The following is a 7,229-nucleotide window of genomic DNA, read 5'->3' as shown; positions in this document are numbered from 1 at the left end:
GTCGGTGCGCTGCGACGCCGCCAACAACACCGCAGCACCGCCCACCGAATGCCCCAGGGCTGCCACGCGCGTCGTGTCAATGCCCGGCTGCAGCGCGAGCCAGTCCAGTGCGCTGCCCAGGTCCTGGGCAAAACGGGGCAAAGAGCTGTGGCCATCCCGGTCGCTGCGGCCATGGTTGCGCGCCTCGGGCAGCAGCACGGCGTAGCCTGCCTGGCGCAGTGTTTGCGCAGCAGGCAACAGCGTGCTGGCGTTGCCGCCCCAGCCATGCAGCAACACCACGGCGGGGGCCGGTTGCGGGCCCGGTTGGGGCACGTACCAAGCAAACAGGGTCAGTCCCCGCACTGCGGGAATACGCACCGCCTGGGCAGGCAACCCCAGTGCCAGGGGCTGCACGCCTGCCTGGGTCGACTCGGGCGCCAGACCCCGATGCAGTGCGTAGCGCAAGCCCCACAACACCAGCGCCACAGCGCCCAGCCAGAATGCCGGATGGCTCACCATTCACAATCCCCTGTGCTGAAAGGCCCACGATACCGCTGCGCCGGGCCTGCGGCGGAGCCTGGCGCGACAAAACGCCATGCGCCCAGCACACTCCACCGCAGCAAGACACTATTGAATTGATAGCTGTTAGCGCAATACCAAAAAGCGCTAGAGGCCGATTTTTATCTTATTTTTGATACAACTTCCCCATGAACCCCAGCTCCCCGCCCACCCCGCTGTTCGATGTGCAGCTGCTGCGCAAGCACTACGGCGCGGCCACCGTGGTGGACGATGTCTCGTTTCAGATCCACCCGGGCGAGTGCCTGGGCGTGATCGGCCCGAACGGCGCAGGCAAGACCACCACGATCCGCATGTGCCTGGGGCTGACGGCACCCGACGCTGGCAGCATCCACTATTACCCGCCCGGGGGCGGCGCAGCGCTGGCGATGCCGCGCGACGCCCTAGCCATCAAGCAGCAACTGGGGGTGGTGACACAGTTCGACACGCTCGACCCCGACTTCACCTGCTTTGAGAACCTGCGCGTGTATGGCCGCTATTTCGGCCTGCCGCGTGCCACGTTGGACGAGCGCATTCCGCAATTGCTGGAATTTGCCGCGCTCACGCACAAGGCGGCGGCCAAGCCCGGCGAGCTGTCAGGCGGCATGAAGCGGCGCCTGTCGCTGGCGCGCGCACTGGTCAACGCACCGCGCCTGCTGCTGCTCGACGAGCCCACCACCGGGCTGGACCCGCAGGCCCGCCACCTGATGTGGGAACGCCTGCAGCGCCTGGTGCAATCGGGCACCTCCATCTTGCTGACCACGCACTTCATGGACGAGGCCGAGCGCCTGTGCTCACGCCTGCTGGTGCTCGACCACGGCCGCAAGATCGCCGAAGGCGCACCCCGCGCACTGATCGCCGAGCACCTGGAGCCCGAGGTGGTGGAGGTCTACGGCGCGGGCGCCCTGGCGCTGGCGCAGGACCCTGCCCTGCTGGCCCTGGCGGCGCGCACCGAAGTCAGCGGCGAGACGGTGTTCTTCTACACCCGCGAAGCGCGCCCCCTGCTCGACGCGTTGCTGCAGCACCCGCACCTGCGCACGCTGCACCGGCCGGCAAACCTGGAGGATTTGTTCCTCAAGCTGACCGGGCGGCAGATTCGCGAAGACGGTTGAAACCAGACCTCCCATCAAGCACGCTTTCGACGCTGTCTGGGCAACCCCTCTTGCTAGACTGATGACGCCTGCGGACCATTTCGAGATACGTCCGATAAAGGTCGCGCATCCCGTGCGGCAAAACAAAAGGGAGAGTAGTTCCGATGATTTTCAGCGAAGACTCACGGGTCAAAATCCCCTGCATCCTGCATCTGATGCGGCTTGGCTACCGCTATCTTTCCCTGAAGGGCGCCACTTGGGACGAAGAAACCAACATCTTTCCAGAGCTTTTCAACGATGCGATTGCCCGGATCAATCCAGACCTGGGTGCGGATGACGTCACCCGTCTGCTGACCGACGTCAAACTTCTCCTGGATAACGAAGACCTCGGCAAAGCCTTTTTTGACCGGCTTATGGAACGCTCAGGCGCTCGGCTGGTCGATTTCGAGAACTTCGACAACAACAGCTTCCATGTCGTCACAGAGCTGACCTGCAAAAACGGTGACGATGAGTTCCGGCCCGACATCACCTTGCTCATCAACGGCATGCCGCTGGCGTTTATCGAGGTCAAGAAACCCAACAACCGGGAAGGCGTGCTGGCCGAGCGCAACCGCATCATCACGCGCAGCCGCAACCCGCGCTTTCGGCGCTTCATCAACATCACACAGTTGATGGTGTTCTCCAACAACATGGAGTATGAAGATGGCTCGCCGCAACCTATTGAGGGTGCCGTGCGCGGCACGGTTCGCAACGTGAGCTGCTACGACCCCTCGGCAGGCTCAGGCACGCTGCTCATGAACATTGCCCACGCCATTGGCGAGCAGCGCTGCAGCATCTACTCGCAGGACATCTCGCAAAAATCATCCAGCCTGCTGCGCCTGAACCTGATTTTGAACAACCTGGTGCATTCCATCCCCCACATCATCCAGGGCAACACCATGCTGCAGGTCACGGTGGCATGAAGGGAAACCCACCATGAGCGATCAACCTGTTTCCCTCATGCCCACGCCCGAAGGCTATGCCGACTGGCTGCTTGATCTGAAAACCCGCATCCACACCGCTCACCAACTTCGAAGCGAGTTTGCCCAAGCCTCAGTCCGATTTGGCGCGCGAATCGCTGAAAGACCCTTACCGTTTCGACTTTCTGGGCTTGACCGACGAGGCACAAGAGCGCGAGGTCGAACACGCCTTGGTGAAGCACGTGACGGAATTCCTGCTGGAGCTGGGCGCGGGCTTTGCGTTCGTGGGGCGGCAAGTGATGCTGAACGTGGGCGGCGAAGAGTTTTTTATCGACCTGCTGTTCTACCACCTCAAACTGCGCTGCTATGTGGTGATCGAGCTCAAGGGCGGCAAGTTCAAGCCCGAGCATCTGGGGCAATTGGGCTTTTACCTGACGGCGGTGGACATGCAGGTCAAGGCCGAACAGGACAACCCGACCATCGGCCTGCTGCTGTGCAAGACCAAAAACAAGGTGGTGGCCGAATACGCGCTGCGTGACACGGCCCAACCTATTGGGGTGGCGGAATACCAGCTCATTGAATCCCTGCCCGCTGCGCTGCAAACAAGCTTACCCAGCATCGAGCAAATTGAAAGCGAGTTGGGCGGCATGGAGTAAGTAGGCATCTACCTGCAACCTCGCAACTCCTAAAAATATAGCTGCCAGTGCTTGATAGATAAGCGCCAGAGGCCAATTTCACTTAAAAACTCAGCATCAGGCCTTGCGCGGCTTGACCTTGCCGGCCGCCAGCTTGGCATTCGCCCGTGCCGTCTCCACATCGCCCGCGCGCGCCAGCGCCACACCCATGCGCCGCTTGGCAAAGCTCTCGGGCTTGCCGAACAGGCGCAGGTCGGTGCCGGGCACGCGCAGGGCTTCATCCACGCCGTCGAACACGATGCCCACGGCGTCCACGCCGCCGTAGATGACGGCGCTGGCGCCGGGGTTACGCAGGCCGGTGTCCACCGGCAGACCCAGAATGGCGCGGGCGTGCAATTCAAATTCGCTCTGATGCTGCGTGCACAGCGTGACCAGGCCGGTGTCGTGCGGGCGCGGGCTCACTTCACTGAACCAGACCTGCTCACCTTGCACAAAAAGCTCCACGCCAAACAACCCCTGGCCGCCCAGGTTGTCGGTGACTGCCTTGGCGATCTGGCGCGACTTCTCCAGTGCGGCGGGGTGCATGGGGTGGGGCTGCCAGCTTTCGACATAGTCGCCGCTGACCTGCAGGTGGCCGATGGGTGCGCAGAAATGCGTTTCCACCTGGCCATCGGCCCCGAGGGAACGCACGGTGAGCAACGTGATTTCATAGTCGAAGTCGATGAAGCCCTCGACGATCACACGGCCATGGCTTACGCGGCCGCCGGCCATGGCGAAGTCCCAAGCTTTCTGAATGTCGGCCGGGCTGTCGATCTTGCTCTGGCCTTTGCCCGAGCTGCTCATCACGGGCTTGACGATGCAGGGGTAACCGATGCCTGCGGCCCCGCCCACACCATCAATGGCGGCTTGCAGTTCGGCCAGCGAATCACAAAATTGGTAGGGACTGGTGGGCAGGCCCAGCGTTTCGCCAGCCAGCACGCGGATGCCTTCGCGGTCCATGGTCAGGCGCGCGGCGCGGGCCGTGGGGATCACGCGCACCGTGCCCGCGGCCTCCAGCTCTTCGAGCATGGGTGTGGCGATGGCCTCGATCTCGGGCACCACGAGGTGGGGGCGCTCGGCCTCGATCAGGGCCTTGAGCTGGGCCGGATCACTCATGGTGATGGTGCGGCTGTGGTGCGCCACCTGCTGGCCGGGCGCGTGGTCGTAGCGGTCCACGGCAATGGTTTCCACGCCCAGGCGCTGCAGCGCGATCAGCACTTCCTTGCCCAGCTCGCCCGAGCCCAGCAGCATGACTTTGGTGGCGTGGGGCGACAGGGGGGTTCCAAGGGTGGTCATGGCAGGACTATTCAGAAAAGTGGAAGAAAAATGGAAATGACGGGCTGACAGTGACTGTAAGCCATGGCAGCTGGAGGACGCCGGGGGCTGCCCGGCGACCCGCCAACACCGCACAATATGCACATGCCTATCGCACTTCCACAAGCGCCCCACACTGCCGATCCACCACCCTCTGTATGGCGCGCGCCCAGCCTCTCCAGGCGCTGCTGGCCGGTGTTCCTGCGCAACCTGCTGGTCTGGCGCAAGCTGGCCATCCCCAGCCTGGTGGGCAACATTGCCGAGCCGCTGATGTGGCTGGTGGCCTTTGGCTACGGCATGGGCGCGCTGGTCGGAGAGCTGTCGGTCAACGGTACGCAGGTGCCCTACATCCTGTTCCTGGCCAGCGGTTCTATTTGCATGAGTGCCATGAATGCCGCCAGCTTCGAGGCGCTGTACTCGGCCTTCTCGCGCATGCATGTGCAAAAAACCTGGGAAGGCATCATGAACACCCCCGTGGGGCTGGACGACGTGCTGCTGGCCGAGATGCTGTGGGCGGCGTTCAAGGCGCTGTTCACCGTCACGGCCATCCTGGGCGTGATGCTGGCGCTGGGCATCAGCCACTCGCCCAAGCTGCTGGTGGCCTGGCCCGTGCTGCTGTGCGTGGGCATCATGTTCTCCAGCATTGCGCTGATCTTCAATGCGCTGGCCAAGGGCTACGACTTCTTCACCTATTACTTCACGCTGGTTCTCACGCCGATGATGTTCCTCTCGGGCGTTTTCTTCCCGCGTGAGCAGCTCCCGCCGCTGGTGCGCGCCATCTCCGACTGGCTGCCGCTGACCAACGCCGTGGAGTTGGTGCGCCCGCTCTTCATGGACCAGTGGCCCCAGCAGCCGCTGCGCCACAGCCTGGTGATCCTGGGCACCACCGTGGCGGCCTACTGGGTGGCGCTGGCCTTGACGCGCAAGCGCTTTCGTGCTTGACCGGAACGCTATTAAAAATATAGCTTATAGCGCTTACCAGCAAAGCGCTGCAGCCTGATTTCATCATTATCTTCCGCTGGCGGCCCGCAGCATGTCCACGGCCTTCTCGGCCAGCATGATGGTCGGCGCGTTGGTGTTGCCGCTGACGATGCGCGGCATGATGGATGCATCGACCACCCGCAGCCCCTGCATGCCGTGCACACGCAGCGACGCATCCACCACATCCATGGGCCCGGGCCCCATACGGCAACTGCCCACGGGGTGGTAGATGGTGTCGGCATAGCGGCGAATGAACTGCTCGATCTCGACATCCGTCTGCGCGGCGGCCGATGAGGGCAATTCACGCGCACCAAACTGCGCCAGCGCAGGTTGCGCCAGGATCTCGCGCATGCGCCGAAAGCCATGCACCATGCGATCCATGTCGGCCCGCTCGCCCAGAAAGTTGGGATCGACCAACGGCAGGTCCAGCGGGTTGTTGCTGGCCAGGCCCACGCGGCCCCGGCTCACGGGTTGCAGCAGGCAGACATGGCACGAGTAGCCATGGCCCAGCACGGTCTTGCGCCCATGGTCCACCAGCTTACCAATCACAAAGTGCAGTTGCACATCGGGCGCGGGCTCGGACGGCTGGCTGCGGATGAAGCCCCCGGCTTCGGCAAAGTTGGTGGTCAGCATGCCGGTGCGGCGGCTGCGCCATTCGCGCACACCGTTCCACAGATGGCCCAGGCCCGGCAGCGACAGACCGAACAGATCGGTCAGGCGTGGCGCATCCATCACCTGCACCACGTCGGGGTGGTCGTGCAGGTGCGCTCCCACGCCGGGCAGGTCGTGCAGCACTTCGACGCCGTGGCGCTGCAGTTCGTCGCCCGGGCCAATGCCCGAGAGCATGAGCAGTTGGGGCGAGAGCAGCGCACCGGCACTGAGCAGCACCTCGCGGTTGCAGCGCAGCTGTTGCACGGCGCCGCCCTGGCGGTATTCCACGCCTACGGCGCGGCGGTTTTCCACCAGGATGCGCGTGGCATGCGCTCCCGTGATCACCTGCAGATTGGGACGCGCCAGGTGCGGCGTGAGGTAGGCCTTGGCGGCGCTGAAGCGCTCGCCATTGCGGTGGGTGACCTGGTACAGCCCTACGCCTTCTTGCGAGGCGCCGTTGAAGTCGGGGTTGTGCGCGTGCCCGGCCTGCACCCCGGCATCGACAAAGACCTGGCTGAACGGGTTGGGGGAACGCAGGTCGGCCACATTCAGCGGGCCGCCCGTGCCGTGCCAGGCGTCGGCGCCGCGCTCGTTGTTTTCGGCCCGCTTGAAATACGGCAGCACATCGCTCCAACCCCAGCCGGGGTTGCCCTGCGCGGCCCAGAAGTCATAGTCTGCGCTCTGCCCACGCGCGTAAATCATGGCGTTGATCGAGCTGGACCCCCCAAGCACCTTGCCCCGGGGCTGGTAGCCGCGGCGCCCACCCAAACCGGGCTGGGGCGTGGTGTTTTGGCCCCAGCCGTTGAGTTCGTACTTGGCCATCACGGCCAGGCCGGCGGGGCAGTGGATGAGCACGCTCTTGTCGCTGGGCCCGGCTTCGAGCAGGCAGACGCGCACCGCCGGGTCTTCGCTCAAACGCCCTGCCAGCACGCTGCCGGCCGAGCCCCCCCCTACAACGATGTAATCAAACATGCCTGTCTTCCCCTGGCCGCCTTGGTTGGCTGCCCTGTCACCACCTTACTCGA

6 protein-coding genes and 1 pseudogene are annotated in these 7,229 nt (G+C 64.0%); 4 read left to right on the top strand and 3 right to left on the bottom strand.

Annotated features, from left to right (window positions below; translation table 11 throughout):
- A partial coding sequence (locus ACYVOC_RS07680; protein WP_461161379.1) for an alpha/beta hydrolase occupies positions 1-495 on the bottom strand: 495 nt, incomplete at its 3' end.
- A gap of 191 nt (positions 496-686) precedes the next feature.
- Here ACYVOC_RS07680 and ACYVOC_RS07675 point away from each other — a divergent pair.
- The 3 genes and pseudogenes from ACYVOC_RS07675 to ACYVOC_RS07665 all read left to right on the top strand — a co-directional run.
- Complete coding sequence (locus tag ACYVOC_RS07675) at positions 687-1,646, top strand: ATP-binding cassette domain-containing protein (protein ID WP_461161378.1); 960 nt, start codon at positions 687-689, stop codon at positions 1,644-1,646.
- Between the two features lie 143 nt (positions 1,647-1,789).
- Positions 1,790-2,587 (top strand): type I restriction endonuclease, encoded by a 798-nt coding sequence (locus tag ACYVOC_RS07670; protein WP_461161377.1) that lies wholly within the window; start codon positions 1,790-1,792, stop codon positions 2,585-2,587.
- 98 nt (positions 2,588-2,685) lie between these two features.
- Positions 2,686-3,240 (top strand): annotated as a pseudogene (locus ACYVOC_RS07665) (PDDEXK nuclease domain-containing protein); the annotation flags it as partial.
- 96 nt (positions 3,241-3,336) lie between these two features.
- Here ACYVOC_RS07665 and purT read toward each other — a convergent pair.
- The gene (purT, locus tag ACYVOC_RS07660) at positions 3,337-4,554 is read right to left on the bottom strand and encodes a formate-dependent phosphoribosylglycinamide formyltransferase (protein WP_461161376.1); all 1,218 of its coding nucleotides are present in this window, start codon (positions 4,552-4,554) and stop codon (positions 3,337-3,339) included.
- Positions 4,555-4,671: 117 nt separating this feature from the next.
- On the opposite strand from purT, the gene ACYVOC_RS07655 reads away from it, so the two are divergent.
- The gene (locus ACYVOC_RS07655) at positions 4,672-5,514 is read left to right on the top strand and encodes an ABC transporter permease (RefSeq protein WP_461161375.1); all 843 of its coding nucleotides are present in this window, start codon (positions 4,672-4,674) and stop codon (positions 5,512-5,514) included.
- A 66-nt stretch (positions 5,515-5,580) separates the two neighbouring features.
- Here the strand turns inward: ACYVOC_RS07655 and ACYVOC_RS07650 are convergent, their stop codons facing one another.
- On the bottom strand, positions 5,581-7,176 hold the full coding sequence (locus ACYVOC_RS07650) for a GMC family oxidoreductase (RefSeq protein ID WP_461161374.1): 1,596 nt from the start codon (positions 7,174-7,176) through the stop codon (positions 5,581-5,583).
- Positions 7,177-7,229 lie beyond the last annotated feature (53 nt).

The organism is Simplicispira piscis (assembly GCF_054783455.1).
This window is presented reverse-complemented; position numbering and strand designations above follow the sequence as displayed.

Coding starts and splice junctions, on each gene's coding strand:
- ACYVOC_RS07675 (WP_461161378.1), top strand. CDS start 687: ATGAACCCCAGCTCCCCGCCCACCCCGCTGTTCGATGTGCAGCTGCTG.
- ACYVOC_RS07655 (WP_461161375.1), top strand. CDS start 4,672: ATGCACATGCCTATCGCACTTCCACAAGCGCCCCACACTGCCGATCCA.
- ACYVOC_RS07650 (WP_461161374.1), bottom strand. CDS start 7,176: ATGTTTGATTACATCGTTGTAGGGGGGGGCTCGGCCGGCAGCGTGCTG.
- purT (WP_461161376.1), bottom strand. CDS start 4,554: ATGACCACCCTTGGAACCCCCCTGTCGCCCCACGCCACCAAAGTCATG.
- ACYVOC_RS07670 (WP_461161377.1), top strand. CDS start 1,790: ATGATTTTCAGCGAAGACTCACGGGTCAAAATCCCCTGCATCCTGCAT.